Annotated in this window: 17 protein-coding genes; 14 read left to right on the top strand and 3 right to left on the bottom strand. The window is 38.6% G+C overall.

Going from position 1 to position 15,467, the window contains the following annotated elements; translation table 11 throughout:
• The first annotated feature begins 79 nt into the window (after window positions 1–79).
• The 3 genes from ISALK_RS12545 (at window position 80) to ISALK_RS12535 (ending at window position 2,520) form a co-directional block, all read left to right on the top strand.
• Window positions 80–778 carry a uracil-DNA glycosylase gene (locus ISALK_RS12545; RefSeq protein WP_160722837.1) on the top strand — a complete coding sequence of 233 codons (699 nt, stop codon included), beginning with the start codon at window positions 80–82 and terminating at the stop codon, window positions 776–778.
• A gap of 180 nt (window positions 779–958) precedes the next feature.
• Window positions 959–1,345, top strand: a complete 387-nt coding sequence (locus ISALK_RS12540; protein ID WP_160722835.1) for a metallopeptidase family protein — start codon at window positions 959–961, stop codon at window positions 1,343–1,345.
• A 17-nt stretch (window positions 1,346–1,362) separates the two neighbouring features.
• Window positions 1,363–2,520 carry a mechanosensitive ion channel family protein gene (locus ISALK_RS12535; RefSeq protein WP_160722833.1) on the top strand — a complete coding sequence of 386 codons (1,158 nt, stop codon included), beginning with the start codon at window positions 1,363–1,365 and terminating at the stop codon, window positions 2,518–2,520.
• 54 nt (window positions 2,521–2,574) lie between these two features.
• Here ISALK_RS12535 and ISALK_RS12530 read toward each other — a convergent pair whose 3' ends face one another.
• Both ISALK_RS12530 and ISALK_RS12525 read right to left on the bottom strand, forming a co-directional pair.
• Window positions 2,575–2,841, bottom strand: a complete 267-nt coding sequence (locus ISALK_RS12530; protein WP_160722831.1) for a YciI family protein — start codon at window positions 2,839–2,841, stop codon at window positions 2,575–2,577.
• A 135-nt stretch (window positions 2,842–2,976) separates the two neighbouring features.
• Window positions 2,977–3,558: a methyltransferase family protein gene (locus ISALK_RS12525; protein WP_160722829.1), complete on the bottom strand. Its 582-nt coding sequence runs from the start codon at window positions 3,556–3,558 to the stop codon at window positions 2,977–2,979.
• Window positions 3,559–4,025: 467 nt separating this feature from the next.
• On the opposite strand from ISALK_RS12525, the gene ISALK_RS12520 reads away from it, so the two are divergent.
• The 11 genes from ISALK_RS12520 to ISALK_RS12470 all read left to right on the top strand — a co-directional run bounded on the left by ISALK_RS12520 (window position 4,026) and on the right by ISALK_RS12470 (window position 14,174).
• A complete protein-coding gene (locus ISALK_RS12520) occupies window positions 4,026–5,222 on the top strand; it encodes a quaternary amine ABC transporter ATP-binding protein (RefSeq protein WP_160722827.1) in 1,197 nt (398 codons plus the stop codon).
• Window positions 5,215–6,045, top strand: a complete 831-nt coding sequence (locus tag ISALK_RS12515; protein WP_160722825.1) for an ABC transporter permease — start codon at window positions 5,215–5,217, stop codon at window positions 6,043–6,045. The genes ISALK_RS12520 and ISALK_RS12515 overlap by 8 nt, the downstream gene beginning before the upstream one ends.
• A gap of 22 nt (window positions 6,046–6,067) precedes the next feature.
• A complete protein-coding gene (locus ISALK_RS12510; RefSeq protein WP_160722823.1) occupies window positions 6,068–6,934 on the top strand; it encodes a glycine betaine ABC transporter substrate-binding protein in 867 nt (288 codons plus the stop codon).
• Window positions 6,935–7,217: 283 nt separating this feature from the next.
• A complete protein-coding gene (locus tag ISALK_RS12505; RefSeq protein WP_160722821.1) occupies window positions 7,218–7,442 on the top strand; it encodes a hypothetical protein in 225 nt (74 codons plus the stop codon).
• Between the two features lie 278 nt (window positions 7,443–7,720).
• Complete coding sequence (locus ISALK_RS12500; protein WP_160722819.1) at window positions 7,721–8,128, top strand: universal stress protein; 408 nt, start codon at window positions 7,721–7,723, stop codon at window positions 8,126–8,128.
• Window positions 8,129–8,152: 24 nt separating this feature from the next.
• On the top strand, window positions 8,153–9,103 hold the full coding sequence (mnmL, locus tag ISALK_RS12495) for a tRNA modification radical SAM protein MnmL/YtqA (RefSeq protein ID WP_160722817.1): 951 nt from the start codon (window positions 8,153–8,155) through the stop codon (window positions 9,101–9,103).
• A 119-nt stretch (window positions 9,104–9,222) separates the two neighbouring features.
• Entirely contained in the window at window positions 9,223–9,645 is a 423-nt protein-coding gene (locus ISALK_RS12490; protein ID WP_160722815.1) for an AAA family ATPase, read from the top strand.
• A 144-nt stretch (window positions 9,646–9,789) separates the two neighbouring features.
• Complete coding sequence (locus ISALK_RS12485; RefSeq protein ID WP_160722813.1) at window positions 9,790–11,316, top strand: aldehyde dehydrogenase family protein; 1,527 nt, start codon at window positions 9,790–9,792, stop codon at window positions 11,314–11,316.
• A 116-nt stretch (window positions 11,317–11,432) separates the two neighbouring features.
• On the top strand, window positions 11,433–12,440 hold the full coding sequence (gene gap, locus ISALK_RS12480; RefSeq protein WP_160722811.1) for a type I glyceraldehyde-3-phosphate dehydrogenase: 1,008 nt from the start codon (window positions 11,433–11,435) through the stop codon (window positions 12,438–12,440).
• A gap of 166 nt (window positions 12,441–12,606) precedes the next feature.
• Window positions 12,607–13,410 carry a GTP diphosphokinase gene (gene yjbM, locus ISALK_RS12475; RefSeq protein WP_160722810.1) on the top strand — a complete coding sequence of 268 codons (804 nt, stop codon included), beginning with the start codon at window positions 12,607–12,609 and terminating at the stop codon, window positions 13,408–13,410.
• Between the two features lie 62 nt (window positions 13,411–13,472).
• The gene (locus ISALK_RS12470) at window positions 13,473–14,174 is read left to right on the top strand and encodes a metallophosphoesterase (protein ID WP_160722808.1); all 702 of its coding nucleotides are present in this window, start codon (window positions 13,473–13,475) and stop codon (window positions 14,172–14,174) included.
• Between the two features lie 132 nt (window positions 14,175–14,306).
• Here the strand turns inward: ISALK_RS12470 and fba are convergent, their stop codons facing one another.
• On the bottom strand, window positions 14,307–15,236 hold the full coding sequence (fba, locus tag ISALK_RS12465) for a class II fructose-1,6-bisphosphate aldolase (RefSeq protein WP_160722806.1): 930 nt from the start codon (window positions 15,234–15,236) through the stop codon (window positions 14,307–14,309).
• Window positions 15,237–15,467 lie beyond the last annotated feature (231 nt).

Raw genomic sequence — 15,467 nt, 5'->3', positions numbered from 1 at the left:
GATTGATAGGTAGATTTTTATAGGTGTGGTACAATTAGTGATATAAAATCTTAATTAAGGATAAGAATGGATGTAAAGGATGGTGTTATTATTGGAGAGCTTGAAAAATGACTGGCAACTCTTGTTGGAAAAGGAATTTAAACAGGACTACTACCGGAAGCTGCAAAACTTTTTAAGGGAGGAATATCGAGAGTATAAGGTTTATCCTCCGAAAGAGGATGTTTATAATGCTTTGCGTTTAACCGCTTATCAAGGAACAAAAGCCGTAATTATCGGTCAGGATCCCTATCATGGGGAAGGACAGGCCCATGGGTTAAGTTTTTCTGTAAGACCGGGGATTAAAAAACCTCCCAGTCTTCAAAACATTTATAAAGAGTTACAGGAAGACCTGGGTATTCCAATACCGGACCATGGCTATTTGAAAAGTTGGGCGGAAGAAGGGGTGCTACTGCTAAATACGGTGTTAACGGTTCGAAAGGGAGAGCCCTATTCCCATAAAAACAAAGGGTGGGAGAGGTTCACTAACCATGTTATTAGTCTCCTGAATCAACGAAAAGCTCCTGTGGTTTTTATTCTATGGGGACGCCACGCCCAAGAAAAGAAAAAACTTGTAACAAATTCGTGGCACTATGTTTTAGAATCTCCTCATCCCAGTCCCTTTTCCGCAAGAAAAGGTTTTTTCGGAAGTCGGGTGTTCTCTCGAACCAATGAACTGTTAATAAAAGAAGGCATAGACCCTATTGACTGGAGTTTACCAAAAGAAGTTGAGGAATCGTAAGAGCAATTAAAAACTTGTCAGCAGGCTCTAACTTCTTGGTATCCTAGGTACAAAGTGTACCACAGAAAGTGTACCACAGGGTCGGACCCCCTGGTACAAAAAATAGCCTATTAATTTTCGGTTATAAATTTGATAAATAGTGATTTGGAAATATAGATTGCAAAAGAGAGGAGGAGGAAAATGAGTGAATTTCCATCCTTTGAAGAAACACGGGAGATGTTGGATGAAATTGCAGAGGAAGTCCCTGAGGCCTTTTACCGGGAACTTCACGGGGGAATTATTTTAATTCCGGAGGAAAAAAAACATCGGGAAAGCAAGGAAGCCGGGAATCTTTATATTATGGGAGAATATCACCGAAATGCAATGGGACGGAAAATACTGATATACTATGGTTCTTTTAAAAAAATGTATCCTAAAGCACCAATCCATATTTTAAGAAAAAAGTTAAAGGATACACTCCTTCATGAGTTCACCCATCACATTGAGTCTTTGGCGGGGGAGCGGGGATTAGAAAAAAAAGACGAAGAAAAAATGCATCGTTATCGCCAACGGCGAAATAAGAATTAAAAGGGGGTGTTCTCGCAATGAGTTTGTTCATGTCCTCACCCATAGGAGATCCAATTGCAATCGAAGATACTTTGAGCTTTATGTGGGACTTTGTAGTGGTTCTTGGTTCCGTAACGGCGATCTATCTAATAAAATGGCTCCTGATAAAACTTATTGGTAAAATCTTTTATCAAAAAAAAGAAATCATCGGAATTTTCAATACCCTATTGAATGCTGTGGTATTCTTGGCTATCATTATCATTATTCCGATATACTTCGGAGAAAGCGCTTGGCTGTTCAGCCAAGTATTTGAAGTCGGTGGATCCGGAATATCTTTATTTTTAATTTTGATGGCTCTATTTATCATAATATTTGCTTACCGTTTCTCTATGGTATTTAAGCGCTATATTCTTCGAAGCATCTATGAAAAATATCAGCTGGAAAAGGGAACACGGTTTACGTTAAACAGTGTTGTTCATTATTTAATTATGTTCTTAGCAGTTTTCATCAGTCTTAGCACTTTGGGAATTAACCTTAGTACCCTTACGGTATTTGCTAGCATCGTCGGTGTAGGTATCGGTTTTGGAATGCAAAACATTGCTTCAAACTTTATCTCTGGTCTCATTATTCTTTTTGAGCGTCCGATTAAAGTGGGAGATAGGGTGTTAATAGAAGAGATAATCGGTGATGTGGTACAGATCAAAATGCGAGCTACCATTGTAAAAACTTTGGACAATGAACACATTATTATCCCAAACTCTTTTTTTCTAGAGGAGAAAGTAATGAACCGTTCGGCGGAAGACTTACGTCTTAGACTCCGGGTGAATTTCGGGGTATCCTACAACTCGGATGTTTTTCATGTTCGCGATGTGGCGTTAAAAGTAGCGGAGGATATAACAAGAGAATTTTCCGATATACTGATTGATCCAGAACCTGCAGTAGGGTTCTTAGATTATGGAGACTCTTCTTTAGATTTTGTATTGTTAATTTGGATCGAAAACCCGAAAAATGAAATGAAAATCAAATCGGCTATTAGGTTTATGCTTTTCAAAGCGTTTCAGGAGGAAAAAATCGAAATACCTTTTCCTCAGAGAGATCTTCATATTCGGTCTATAGATGCTAAAGCGGAAGAAGTGATACAAGAATTAATTTCTAAAGCAGACGTTAATGGAGAAAGTAAGAATACCATTAAATAATGGATTTGAGTTAATAAAAAAAACAACGACATGAATAAAATTAAAAAAAGCACCTTACTCTGATAAGGTGCTTTTCCATGCTTTAAATATCATTTTTCGGGAACCCTCTCGTATTACCGGATCATTCTTAGCAATTTCCAGAGCCTCTTCTTCGGTATCGGTTTTGTAAATGATCAGTCCTCCGGTATGATCTAAAAAAGGTCCTTTTGCAAAAATTTTCCCCTCATTTAAATACTTTTGTAGATATGCTTTGTGCTCCTCTAGAACTTCTACATCTTTTTTTTCATCCCGGGTTTCGAGATATGCGATAAAATAGGGCATTTTTCTCTCCTTTCATCCTTTTCAGCCTTTATACATCGGAATTAGTAAAATTCAAGTGGCTGTATTGAGCTACTTACAAAAGATTACCATAAAAGCAGGGGGATTTGTAGTATTTTTTTGTCATTGTGATAACTTCTAATAAATGAATGGAATAAAACGGTAACGACGTTTTTTCCATTGCCGGTAGGTTTCACCAAGAAGCATTTCCATATTTTTTTCCTTCAATTCCATCCGTCGATTAAGCACCCGAGCCATGGAGAAAACCGTAAAAGACATCGCTACCGGATTTTTGAAAAAAGTAGGTACACCTAGAACCAAAAGAAAAAGTCCTAAATATAAAGGGTGTCTTAGAACTCGATAGGGACCCTGTCTGAACGGTACCTGGGTTTTATCCATAGGAGCAACCCGATTGAAAGACTTATCTGGCAGGAGTCTTGAGGTATAGCGAAGGACAATGCCTCCAAAACAAAAAATCAGACCTAAAGACTGCAAAGAATTCCATGGAGATTCTTGAATTTGAAAGACTCTGTAATAAGTGAATAATAAAGTGATGAAAACATTTGATACAATGGTTAACAAAAGCATATAAAATGATCGCTGTTCTTTGTAATCCTGACTCTTGTTTTTAGAGGGGAAAAGAATCAACTCTAGAAGCCAAAGTGCCGTAATTGAATAAAAAAGTATATAAGATAGGTTCCATTGCAGATAGGGATTCATATACAGCCTCCTACTTTTCAACATCGGGATCCATTTCATACAGCTCTTTAATATGTTACCGGTTTTCTTACTTTTAAACAGCATAAACTAAATTTCTTATTGATGTTTAAAAACACCAAAAGGGGTTATAAATAAGTATGGAGTTACTTTAGGTTGTAATTTGATCTTTTAAAAAAATTATACGGAAAAACTTTTTGTTTATAAAAAAGCTTTCGAGACTATTAATGGAACAGTTATAGAGGTTTTCAGTTTATTTTGAATTTTATTTAATCGTTCAAAAAATTGATTTTTATATACAGTATGTTATAATCATAAACATGTCGCGCATAGGTCTTAGGGCATAAGAAGTATTTTTTGCATTTATACTTTATCTTATTGACTGGTAAAATTGACTGGTTAAAAAAATTAGAGCGTGCGCATAGGCGTTAATGATTATGAATAAAACTAAATAGTGAAGGAGGATGTATATGGCTCATGTAGAAATTAAAAATCTATATAAAATCTTTGGGCCGAATCCAAAGAAAGGTTTGGAATTGTCAAAGCAAGGAATGTCTAAAGATGAAATTTTAGAAAAAACCGGAAACACCATCGGGGTGAAAGACGCATCCATGGCTATTGAAAAGGGAGAGACCTTTGTGGTTATGGGACTGTCGGGAAGTGGAAAATCTACATTGATTCGTTGTCTAAACCGCTTGATTGAACCCTCATTTGGGGAAGTGTATGTGGATGATGAAGAAATTACGAAGGTGGACCAGGAAAAACTTCGGGAAATTCGACGAACGAAGATGGGGATGGTTTTTCAGAATTTTGGTTTGTTTCCTCATCGAACCGTTTGTGCTAATGTAGAGTATGGATTAGAAGTACAGGGTGTAGATCCTGAAAAACGAAGGGAAAAAGCCTATGAAGCCCTAGAACTTGTTGGATTGAAAGGGTATGAAGAAAGCAAGCCCAGCCAACTAAGTGGTGGAATGCAGCAGCGGGTAGGATTAGCCAGAGCCTTAGCCACGGATCCTGAGATACTTTTAATGGATGAAGCCTTTTCCGCTTTGGACCCGCTAATTCGAAAGGATATGCAAGATGAACTTTTAATGTTACAGGAAAAAATGCAAAAAACGATTATTTTTATCACCCATGATTTGGATGAAGCCCTAAAAATCGGAGATCGTATCGCGGTTATGAAAGATGGAGAGGTCGTTCAAATTGGCACACCTGAAGGAATATTAACGGAACCTGCCAATGACTACGTACGAGACTTTGTGGAAAATGTGGACCGATCCAAGGTCATTAAAGCCGAGTCCATTATGCGTAAAGCGGATGCAGTAGTAGATACCAAAGACGGACCGAAATCGGCTGTGCGGAAAATGAAAAACGAGAATATTTCAAGTATTTTTGTCGTGGATAAAGCTCGAAAGCTAAAAGGAATTGTAGATATTGAAGATGCCATGAAACTTTCGGACAAAGGAGAAAAATCAATTGAATCAATAATTCACGCTAACTATCCTACTGCCGGACCGGATGAGTTGATTATAGACCTACTGCCACGGGCCACGGATGCTAAATATCCCATAGCTGTTGTGGATGAGGATAATCGTTTCCTCGGTATAATTGTTCGAGTAGCGGTTATTTCCGGTATCATGGGAGAAGGAGGTAATAACGATGTTTAATTTTCCAATAGGAGATTTATTTGACAGCCTTGTACGATTTTTAAGGGACAATCTGGGTCCGGTGTTTGACGGAATCAGTTGGTTGCTGGACAGTCTAATTAGTGCCTTTGAGTTCGTAATCGGATTTGCTCCGGCCATCGTTACTATTGTGATTCTTGCTCTGCTTGCTTGGAAAGCCGCAGGAAAGGGAATAGGGGTATTCACTTTGGTAGGTCTTATATTGATTGATGCCATGGGGCTTTGGATGAATGCCGTGGAGACCTTGTCTTTGGTATTGGTATCTGCCATAATTGCGTTAATTATTGGAATTCCCTTGGGAATTATAGCTTCCAGGAGTCACAAAGCGGATAATCTTATTCGACCGGTTCTGGATTTTATGCAGACCATGCCGGCCTTTGTATATTTGATTCCGGCAGTGTTCTTCTTTGGACTGGGGAAAGTTCCGGGAGCGGTGGCAACAATTATTTTCTCCATGCCCCCGGTCGTAAGATTGACCAATCTTGGAATTCGTCAAGTGCCCGTGAATGTGGAAGAAGCGGGAAGATCTTTCGGATCCACACCAAAGCAAATGCTATTTAAAATCCAACTACCGATCGCTCTTCCGACGATTCTAGCAGGTATTAACCAAACGATAATGCTTGCACTATCCATGGTAGTTATTTCTGCAATGATCGGAGCGCAAGGTTTAGGAAGCCCTGTATATTCAGGGATTCAAAATTTACGTATTGGACAAGGATTTGAAGGGGGTCTAGCAGTGGTAATTCTCGCAATGATTTTAGACCGAGTTACCCAAGCCCTTGGAGATTCCAGTTCAAATAAATAAAAAAATAGGAGGAATGTGAGTTATGAAGAAAAAAATTACTATTATTACTTTAGTTGCTGTTTTAGCTTTGTCCATGTTTGCTTTTACCGCATGCGATGAAGAAGACGGTGCAGAACAAGTTCAGCTTGGTTATGTTAACTGGGCGGAAGGTGTGGCAATGAACTACTTGGCCCATGCAATTTTAGAAGATGAAATGGGTTATGAGGTGGAGTCTACAGTAGCCGATGTAGGGCCAATCTTCTCTTCCATAGCCGAAGGCGATTATGATGCTTTTGTGGATGCCTGGTTACCGGTTACTCACGAAGAGTATATGGAGAATTTTGGCGATGATGTAGAAGACCTCGGTTATAATTTTGAGGGCGCACGAATCGGTTTAGTTGTTCCTACGTATGTAGATATTGACAGTATCGAAGAAATGAACGATGTAGCTGACAATTTTGATGGAGATATCATCGGAATTGGGCCAGGAGCAGGAATTATGACAGCCACGGGAAATGCTATTGATGAGTATGGTTTAGATTTCAGCTTGGTTGAATCCTCCGGACCGGTAATGGCTGCAACCCTAAGTGAAGCTATTGAAGATGAAGAATGGGTAGTTGTAACTGGCTGGGAACCTCATTGGAAGTTTGCCGAGTGGGATCTGAAATTCCTAGAAGATCCTGATGGCGTTTATGGAGCGGTAGAAAACATTCATTCCGTTGTAAGAGATGACTTGCGTGATGAAATGCCGGAAGTTGTGGAATTCCTAGAGAACTTCTATTTAGATAGTGATCAGTTAGGAGATCTTATGGGGGCCATGGAAGAACATCAAGAAGACATGGATGAATTAGAGATTGCTAGAGACTGGATGGAAGATAACCGGGATCTTATTGAAAGCTGGTTACCATAGTATAATCTGGTTACTATAGCATGATATGGTAATTATTTCAAACGAGGTTTTCTATGAACAGCTAGAAAGTAAAACTATAAAAGAACCGAGAGTAATCTCTCGGTTCTTTTTTTTTGATCGTTACTAGCCAATTTTCTAAGTAGCTAGATTTTATGATATATGATAAAATTTCAACAACAGAGGACAATAAAATATTAGCAACTAAGCTTTTTAAGGTATGAAAACATTTTTCAATGGAGGGGTTTAATGCCAGAAAAGAAAAAAGATATGGAAAAAGCATTTCTTGAAAGTTATTGAAACATTGCAGTCGAAAGGGAACATGATCAAGGCTTTTATGGAGATGGAGGCTCTGTTATTAAAAAAAATCAAGCAGCATAGGGATACCATAGAGGAACTGAACCCCCCCCCTGAGGAAGCTGATATGGAGCTTGCTGTTGAAATTCTAAACAGGCTGTTGCAATCCGTGGAGGGAGACCGTAATAGATTTGGGAAGCTGAGGGGGATTTGATAGTTCATTAGCCTCAGAGAAGACCGGTCTAAAGGGAAGGGAAATCGATGTAGGCATGACTTCAGAAATGGCATCGAAAGCTGAAAATCTTTTGAAAGAATACAGAAATTCAAATGTGGATTTTAGGCTGAGAAAAATCAAAAATTTCCCCATTATCGACGGTGTAGTGCTAATCAAAATAGAAATTCGGTAGCAGTTCTTTTTCGCGATATTCTATGATAAAATAAAAGGACGATAGAAAAAGCGATAAAATATTAGGGAGTAAAGGAGGTTAGGGTGTGCCAAGAAAAGATATACTTGTATGTGTTACCAGACAAAAAACCTGTGAACGTTTGATAAAAGAAGGAGCCCGACTCATCAGCGGTGAGGAAAAGTTGTATGTGGTCAATGTATCCCCGGGTGGGTGGAGTCTTTTGGGTCAACAATATAAAGGTGTCGATCAAGCAGCAGAAGCCTTAGAGTACCTCTTTGAAATCTCTAAAAACTACGAAGCTCATATGACGGTTCTTCGATCGGAGGACGTTGTGGAAGCCTTAGTAGACTTTTTAAATAAAAAGGAAATTTCTACAGTGATTCTGGGAGGCTCTAAGGAAGAGGATCATGCAAGTGCCATGGCAAAAAAAATCAAAAGAAAAGTCGGCTATGACTTAGAAGTGCGTATACTACCCACCGAGGATGAAGAATAATACATTATGGAAAGTTGGTAACAGATGAGCGTTTTTCGAAAATACTCAACCTATTTACAAGAAAAATATGGGGAAAAAGTCTATAAACTATCAATTAATTTACCCCTGACCTGCCCGAATCGAAATCAGGATAATCTCGGAGGGTGCACCTTCTGTGCCGATGTGGGCACAGGCTTTAGCAGTGCTCCCAGTATTGATATACCCAAACAGTTGGAAGAACGGAAAGAGATTATAAAAAAACGATATAAAGCCAAGAAATACATTGCTTATTTTCAAAATTACACCAATACCTATATGCCCTTAGAAACTTTTCAAAAGTACATTCTAAGTGCTCTTGTGGATGATGTGGTGGAAATCGATATCTCCACTAGACCGGACTGCATTACCGACGAACAACTGGAGTTTTTAGCGGAGGTCAAAAGAAATTACCAAGTTGAAGTCACCTTGGAGTTAGGACTGCAAACCGTGAATTATAAAACCTTGGATAAAATCCGACGGGGACATGGTTTGGCGGAATTCATCGATGGGATTTTACGGATCAAGAAATTCGGGTTTGAAGTTTGTGTTCATCTGATTTTAAATCTTCCCTGGGACGATGATCGGGATGTTATTGAAAATGCTAAGATTCTTTCGGCTTTGAAGGTTGAACAGGTGAAGCTTCATGCCCTTTATGTAATGGACCACACCCAAATGGGAGAAGCCTATAAAAAAGGAGAATTTGAAATATGTACCGCAGAAGAATATCAACAGAAAGTAATTACCTTTCTTCGGCATCTGGACCCGGAGATTGTGGTCCAACGACTTTTGGGAAGAGCTCCCAGGGAAAATTCCTTATTTGTAAACTGGAATCAAAGCTGGTGGAAGATTCGGGACAATATAGAAGAAACCATGGAAAAAAATGGGATGGAACAGGGGGATTTTTTTCATTATTTGGGAGGTAGAGCCTACGAACAAGAAGTGGAAAAACAAAAATAAATTTTTTAAATTATTTTTGTTTTTTAGCAGGAAAAAATTCAGAAAATATCGAATACTATATAGTAGTACCAAAGTTAAATGATAAAAGTGATTATAGACTATAATAAGGAGGTATTCGTATGAATGAAATAATTTTAGGAGAGCAGGGCAGTGGTAAAACAAAGAAACTGGTGGCCATGGCAAACGAAGCCTTGGAGACGAGTAAAGGGCACAATATTTTCATCGATTTTGATAACAGCAATATGTTTCAGGTAGATTACCGAATTCGTTTTATTGGTATCAGGGATTATCAAATCCAGTCGGAGGAAGAGTTTATCGGTTTTATTAGTGGTGTGGTGGCTTCAAATTACGATATTGAGCGGGTTTTTATTGACAATTTATACCGGATCACCGGCAAAAACACCGATGAACTGGAAAAGCTTTTTGATAAAATGATGGATTTAGAACTGAAATACAATGTCAGCTTTGTAGTGGCAATTAACGGGACGAAGGAAACCCTTCCTGAATTCCTAAACCCTTTTAAAACTCAAGAAATCAAATAAGAAAAAACGACTGATCGGTCTTAGAATAAAAAATAGGGGGAAACCCCTATTTTTATGTTTTCCCCGGAATATATTATATTAAAAATGTTACAGGTTCGATTTTCGTGGTAAAGATATAGTAACGAGGGAAAAAGGAGGAGGAAAATGGATACGTTACAAGCAATTAATCCGTCAACAGGAGAGATCGTCGGTGAATATCAGCGAAGTAATCCTGTTGAAGTCAAAAAAGTAGTGGAAGATAGTCAAAGAAGTTTTGAAAATTGGAAACAAGTTTCAATAAAAAAGCGGATGACGTACTTAAAAAAAATACGCAAGAATATTATGGACCACTTGGATGAGTATGCAAACATCATTTCGAAGGATACGGGGAAGGTGTTAACGGAGTCTTTAATGAGTGATATTTTGCCCACTTTAGAATTTCTCCGTTATTATGAAAAAAACACGGAGGACTTTTTAAAACCGAAAAACCGGGACACGCCTCTGACCTTTCAGGGGGGGGAGTCTTATATTACTTACAAACCTTTGGGGGTGATAGGTATTATTTCTCCCTGGAATTTTCCCTTTCAACTATCTATGGTACCAATCATCACAGCCCTTGCTGCAGGTAATACAGTGGTGATTAAACCTTCCAACGTCACACCAACCATCGGTGCACTGATCGACCGTATTATGATTGAATCCGGTCTTCCTCAAGGGGTGGTGCAGGTTGTACAGGGAGGACGGGAAGTAGGGGCAGCTTTAATTGAAGCAAAACCGAATAAAATATTTTTCACCGGCAGTGTAGCCACCGGCAAAAAAATTATGGAACAGGCTTCTAAGCATCTCATCCCAGTGGAGTTAGAACTAGGTGGCAAAGACCCTATGTTGGTTTTGAAAGATGCCAATATTGATCGAGCAGTAGAGGGGGCCTTGTACGGTGGCTTTGTGAATTCCGGCCAAGTGTGTATTTCTGTGGAGCGACTATACCTTCAGGAAGAAATTGCCGAAGAATTTATGGAAAAACTAAAAATAAGAGTAAAACAACTGAATATCGGTTCTTCAAAAGAGGATGATATCGGTGCCATGACTAGTGTGGATCAAATAGTGCATGTGCAAAAACAAATTGAAGATGCCGTAAAAATGGGCGCAATATTGGAAACCCCAGTAAAAATTGAGAAGAATTTTTTCTATCCTGTGGTCCTTACCGGGGTAAACCATGAGATGGAGATCATGCAAGAAGAAACTTTTGGCCCGGTGCTACCAATCATGACGTTTAAAACCCAAGAGGAAGGGGTGGCACTTGCCAACGACTCCCAATATGGTCTCAATGCCAGCATATGGACGAAGGACAGAAAAAATGGGGAGAAGATAGCTGGGGAACTGATTACAGGCAATGTAATGATCAATGATGTAGTACGTAATGTGGTGAATCCGGACCTTCCATTTGGAGGAGTAAAAGACAGCGGTATAGGAAAATATCATGGTCCTGAAGGTCTTTACAGCTTTTCGTTGGAAACTTCAGTGATGGTAAACAAGGGCAAAGATGACAGGGAAATTAATTGGTTTCCTTATTCTGAAAAGAAGTACCGGGGGTTAACCGAACTGCTGAAAAGTCTTAATACGGATAAAAACCTGCTTAAGAAGGGAGGAGAACTTCTGAGGGTTTCAAAGAAGCTGAAAAAGATGGATTAATCGACTGAAAGCAGGATGATTCTTACGTATAATCCTCACATTAGTATGGCATAAATTGATAAAGTGTATTATAATGACAAAGGATTCTAAAAAACATATTTTCAGGAGGAGATACTATGAAAACAAAAATTGGAATTAACGGATTTGGAAGAATAGGTAAAGCGGTATTGAAAGCTTCTCTAGAAGGGGATTTCGATGTGGAGGTAGTAGCGATCAATAGTACTAGCGGTCCAGAGAAACATAGCCATATTTTTCAATACGACTCTATTTATGGAAAGTTTCCGGAAAAGGTAAAAGCAACGGAGAATGCGCTTTATATCGGAGATAAAGAAATCAAGTTTACGGCCCACCGAGATCCTTCAGAAATCCCTTGGAAAGATTTAGGGGTAGAGATTGTTGTGGAGTCTACTGGAGTATTTTTGACGGAAGAGTTGGCATTAAAACATATTGAAGCGGGAGCTAAAAAAGTGATTCTTTCTGCACCGGCAAAAGGTGGAGATGTACTAACTATGGTTATGGGAGTCAATGAAGAGATGTTTCAAAAAGACCGGCATCAAGTTATTTCCAATGCTTCTTGTACCACCAATTGTTTAGCTCCTGTAGCGAAGGTATTGGAAGATGAGTTTGGTATTGAAGAGGGAATGATGACGACTATTCATGCCTACACTAATGATCAGAATATTTTAGATCTTCCCCATAAGGATTTACGAAGAGCGAGAGCGGCAAATGAGTCTATTATTCCTACGACTACGGGCGCAGCGAAGGCTGTAACTAAAGTTATACCTTCTCTGGAGGGTAAGCTAGATGGCATGGCCATGAGAGTACCGGTGCCTGTAGGTTCCGTTGTGGATCTTGTGGTTCAACTGAAAGAAGAGCCCAGTGTGGAAGAGATCAATCAGGCTTTTGTAAAGGCGTCCCAGGGTAGTATGAAAGGGATTTTAGGGGTATCTGACGAACCTTTAGTATCCATTGATTATAAAAAGAATGAGCTTTCTTCAATTGTGGATACTTTATCCACGATGAAAGTCGGCAAAAACCTTTATAAAGTGGTTTCTTGGTATGATAATGAATGGGGCTACTCCAGTCGAATTTTAGATTTGGCTGAGTATGTTTCCAAACAATAAGACTGTTCTAAAAGAGTGATAAAATTATAATCACTAAATTTCAGGAGAAGACCGGAGATGAATTTTCGGTCTTCTTTATGGGATTAAGAGTTTAACATTTTGCGGAATGATGATATAATAAAAAAGTTATTAAAAGATTTCCGATCATGAACAATGGGGTGGAACTATGCAAAATATAGATTGGGAGAAGTTTTTAATTCCCTATGAGAACGCTGTGGAAGAATTAAAAGTTAAATTTAAAAGTATTCGAAACGAACTGATCAAAATGGGAGAATACTCTCCCATAGAATTTGTGACTGGTCGAGTAAAAAAAATCTCGAGTATTTTAGAGAAATCCAAGCGCTTGGAAGTGGATATGGAGAATATCGATAAAGAAATTGAAGATATTGCAGGAATTCGGATTATGTGTCAATTCGTGGAAGATATTTACACGGTTGTGGATTATATCAGTGAGAGAGATGGAAAAGACTTGAAAGTAGTAGGGGTAAAGGATTACATTACCAACTATAAAGACAGCGGTTACCGAAGCTATCATGTAATTATTGAATACCCGATTCAGACTGCATTCGGAAATAAAAATATTTTAGCGGAAATCCAAATAAGAACCTTAGCTATGAACTTTTGGGCAACCATTGAACATAGTTTAAAGTACAAGTATAAAAGACAAATCCCGGACCCGATTCAACTAAGATTAAAAAATGCTGCGGATGCAGCCTTTCAATTAGACCAAGAAATGTCACAAATCCGCCATGAAATCCGACAGGCCCAAAAAATGTTCGAAATTCGTTCAAGTACGGTCTCAAATATTCTAAGTAATATTGATCGATTAGAGTCAGCGGGGTTGTTTAAAGAAGCAGATAAATTCCAAGAACGATTCAATAAATTATGGGATAAGGTGGAAATGGCAGGCCTAAAGGAACTATCGAAGGAAATCGATGAGTTTATGGCCAAGTACCAAGCCTATGATTAACCTGAATTTAATTGTGAGATGGATTTAAGGATAAACAATGAAACTATTGAAAAGGTGTTGCTATGAGTATATATGCGATTGGAGATCTTCATTTAAGTGGAGACGGATCCAAACCTATGGATATTTTTGGTGATCAATGGGCCGACCATAAAAAGAAAATAGAAGAAAATTGGTTAAAAAAAGTCAAGGTAAGTGATGGTGTATTGATCCCGGGGGATATTTCATGGGCCATGAAATTTGCCGAGGCGGAGATGGATTTAATGTGGCTTGATCAACTTCCGGGACAAAAATTCATTATCCGGGGAAACCATGATTTTTGGTGGAGTTCTATTAAAAAAATGAATCGTAGATTCAAGAATTTATTTTTTGTTCAAAACAACTGCTTTACATATGAAGATGCGATCATCACCGGTACCCGGGGGTGGATTTCTCCTAATGACCGCTCTTTTACGGAACAGGATCAAAAAATATATTTCCGTGAAATCCAGCGTTTGAAAAGGTCTTTGTTTGAAGCCGCAAAGGAAAAGAAGGATGGAAACCAAAAGGTAATAGTTATGCTGCATTATCCTCCGACAAATGAATTGAAGGAAACTACAGGGTTTATTGAAGTACTGGAGGACTTCGAAGTAGACTATGTAGTGTATGGACACTTGCATGGGACGGAATCTTTTGATGCTTCTCATAAAGGAGAGTATAATGGGATAAAATATGTTTTAGCATCCAGCGATTATTTGAATTTTAACCCGGTATTAATAATAGAATAAGGTCCCCTTTAAATTAAGGAGACCTTATTTTAAGTTTCACTTACTTATGCTTTTGCTATTATATCATAATTCGATTTATTGCTCACTAGAACTACATAACGTTGAAACCGATTAGCTCCCATAAAGTGAACTTTAGATTTGGTCACTGCTGCCCAGGACATTGCCGATTTTATGCTTTACCATATTCTCAACAGCTTTTCGACCCTCCCCTAAATATTTTCGGGGGTCAAAATTGGAGGGGTTATCATGAAGATGTTTACGGATCGCTGAGGTCATAGCAAGTCGTAAGTCGGTATCAATGTTTACTTTACAAACTCCGTGTTTGGCTGCTTCTTTAATCATTTCCTCAGGAACTCCCTGGGCGCCGGGAATATCTCCGCCGAATTTATTGCAGGCCTCTACGTATTCTGATAGTACCGTGCTTGCCCCATGGAGAACCAAAGGAAATCCCGGTAACAGTTTTGAAATCTTTTTTAATCGTTCGAAATCCAACTCTGGTTTCCCTTTAAATTTGTATGCGCCGTGACTGGTTCCGATGGCAATGGCTAAGGAGTCCACACCGGTTTTTTCAACAAATTCTCTAGCCTCTTCAGGGTTGGTATAGGTGGCATCCTTAGCATCTACGGAGATGTTGTCCTCAATGCCTGCAAGTTTACCAAGTTCCGCTTCAACTACTACTCCACGAGGGTGTGCATAATCCACAACTTTTTTTGTTAAGGCGATGTTTTCTTCAAAGGGAAGATGAGAAGCATCAATCATTACAGAAGTAAAGCCATCATCGATACACTGTTTACAAATTTCAAAATCTTCGCCATGATCCAAGTGAAGTACTATGGGGAGATCTGTATCTTCAACAGCGGACTCCACCAATTTTTTTAAGTAAATAGGATTGGCATATTTTCTAGCTCCGGCGGAGACCTGCAAGATTAATGGTGATTTTTCTTCCTTTGCCGCAGATACAATCCCTTGAATAATTTCCATATTATTGACATTGAAAGCTCCTATGGCATATCCTTTCTCATAGGCTTGTTTGAACAACTCTTTACTCGTTACTAATGGCATATAAAAACCCTCCTAATATGATTTGTTTTACCTTATACATTATATCAGAAATTTAGTAAAAAAGAAGGACAAGGCGAGGATTGCTCAGAGGATTTGAATTAAATGTTTAATTGTAAAAGTAAATTAGACCCCTATTTATAAAACTGTCTAATTTAGTCTTACAAATCCAGAGGTCTAATTTAACCTTACATACTTTTGAGTATTATTAGCAGCTGTTTTGTGAAATTTCTT

Origin of the sequence: Isachenkonia alkalipeptolytica, assembly GCF_009910325.1 — a bacterium.
Classification (GTDB): Bacteria; Bacillota; Clostridia; order Peptostreptococcales; family T1SED10-28; genus Isachenkonia; species Isachenkonia alkalipeptolytica.
This window is presented reverse-complemented; position numbering and strand designations above follow the sequence as displayed.

Coding starts and splice junctions, on each gene's coding strand:
- ISALK_RS12490 (WP_160722815.1), top strand. CDS start 9,223: ATGAATGAAATAATTTTAGGAGAGCAGGGCAGTGGTAAAACAAAGAAA.
- ISALK_RS12525 (WP_160722829.1), bottom strand. CDS start 3,558: ATGAATCCCTATCTGCAATGGAACCTATCTTATATACTTTTTTATTCA.
- ISALK_RS12535 (WP_160722833.1), top strand. CDS start 1,363: ATGAGTTTGTTCATGTCCTCACCCATAGGAGATCCAATTGCAATCGAA.
- ISALK_RS12510 (WP_160722823.1), top strand. CDS start 6,068: ATGAAGAAAAAAATTACTATTATTACTTTAGTTGCTGTTTTAGCTTTG.
- ISALK_RS12485 (WP_160722813.1), top strand. CDS start 9,790: ATGGATACGTTACAAGCAATTAATCCGTCAACAGGAGAGATCGTCGGT.
- ISALK_RS12540 (WP_160722835.1), top strand. CDS start 959: ATGAGTGAATTTCCATCCTTTGAAGAAACACGGGAGATGTTGGATGAA.
- ISALK_RS12520 (WP_160722827.1), top strand. CDS start 4,026: ATGGCTCATGTAGAAATTAAAAATCTATATAAAATCTTTGGGCCGAAT.
- yjbM (WP_160722810.1), top strand. CDS start 12,607: ATGCAAAATATAGATTGGGAGAAGTTTTTAATTCCCTATGAGAACGCT.
- ISALK_RS12470 (WP_160722808.1), top strand. CDS start 13,473: ATGAGTATATATGCGATTGGAGATCTTCATTTAAGTGGAGACGGATCC.
- ISALK_RS12545 (WP_160722837.1), top strand. CDS start 80: ATGGTGTTATTATTGGAGAGCTTGAAAAATGACTGGCAACTCTTGTTG.
- ISALK_RS12530 (WP_160722831.1), bottom strand. CDS start 2,841: ATGCCCTATTTTATCGCATATCTCGAAACCCGGGATGAAAAAAAAGAT.
- gap (WP_160722811.1), top strand. CDS start 11,433: ATGAAAACAAAAATTGGAATTAACGGATTTGGAAGAATAGGTAAAGCG.
- mnmL (WP_160722817.1), top strand. CDS start 8,153: ATGAGCGTTTTTCGAAAATACTCAACCTATTTACAAGAAAAATATGGG.
- fba (WP_160722806.1), bottom strand. CDS start 15,236: ATGCCATTAGTAACGAGTAAAGAGTTGTTCAAACAAGCCTATGAGAAA.
- ISALK_RS12515 (WP_160722825.1), top strand. CDS start 5,215: ATGTTTAATTTTCCAATAGGAGATTTATTTGACAGCCTTGTACGATTT.